This is a genomic window from Sutterella sp., assembly GCF_052272535.1.
Taxonomy (GTDB): domain Bacteria; phylum Pseudomonadota; class Gammaproteobacteria; order Burkholderiales; family Burkholderiaceae_F; genus Sutterella.
Map to the genome: position 1 here is coordinate 1 of NZ_DAVZJY010000373.1, position 1,098 is coordinate 1,098.

At 65.4% G+C, this 1,098-nt stretch carries 1 protein-coding gene; it reads right to left on the bottom strand.

Annotated elements, in window-relative coordinates:
- Nucleotides 1-143: 143 nt before the first annotated feature.
- Complete coding sequence (locus ACT6Y9_RS11075; protein WP_295478173.1) at nt 144-722, bottom strand: TMEM165/GDT1 family protein; 579 nt, start codon at nt 720-722, stop codon at nt 144-146.
- Nucleotides 723-1,098 lie beyond the last annotated feature (376 nt).

Here is a 1,098-nt window from a genome sequence, read left to right on the forward strand (position 1 = left end):
AGAAGCTCCCTTCGGGAGCCGCCTCCGCCGGCCCTTCAGTCGGCAATGCCCGGCCTTGCGCCTACTTTCAGCCGGCCGTAAGCCGGAGGATCCGTCCGGCGCCGGGATCGGAGCGGCCGCAAGGGCGCGCTCCAACCTTAGGCTCATCCCTCGAGGTACGCCACCACGGCGAGGATGAAGAACACGGCCGCCGCGATCTGGCGCATGAGCTTCATCGAGATCTTTTCGGCGAGCTTGTTGCCGACAAAGACCGCCGGGGCGTCGGCGAGCATCAGACCCGCGGTCGTGCCGATGATCACCCAGAAGGCCTCCATCGGATAGCGGGCGGCGAGCGCCACGGTCGCGACCTGCGTCTTGTCGCCCACTTCGGCGATGAAGAAGAGGATCACGGTGGTCCAGAAGACGCCGAAGCGCTTGAGCTTGTCGTTCTGACCCTCCTCGTCGATGCTGTCCGGAATGAGGATCCAGACGCCCATCGCGATGAAGGAGATGATGAGGATCCAGCGCAGGAGGTCTGCGCTGATGAAGCTCGCGAGCGTGGCGCCGAGAGCGCCCGCGATCGCGTGGTTCAGGAACGTCGCGACGAAGATGCCGAGGATGATCGTCCAGGGCCTGCGGAAGCGGGCGGCGAGGAAGACGGCGAGCAACATCGTCTTGTCGCCGATTTCAGCGGCGGCGACGACGCCCGTGGAGAGCGCAATGGTCTGCAGGATTCCAAGCATTAGGGGTCTGAACGGCGTCGCGGCGGTCGGAAAAGCCTGCTCGGCGCGCACCTTCCTGCCGCACGCCGTTCTCTATAAACAGTTCATGCAGAAGGCCGCGCCGCAGGTCTTGCCGATGCCCGAACCGAAACCCTTCGGCTCCGGCCGTCCGTATCTCTTGGTCTGAGGACGGCTGCGGAGCGCGCGAAAAGCGCGAGAAGTCTGCGGCTGCGCATCCCGCCGCCATGAGAAGCGGGGGAAAGAAGCTTCTCAAGCATGTTGACGACGGGCGGATGCCGGACGACTGCCGGCTCCCTGGCTACTCCCCTGTGGGGGAGGGCGCATTCTAGCGGCTTCATCGGGTTTCCGCCACATCCCGGAGCGCCGTAGACAGGGC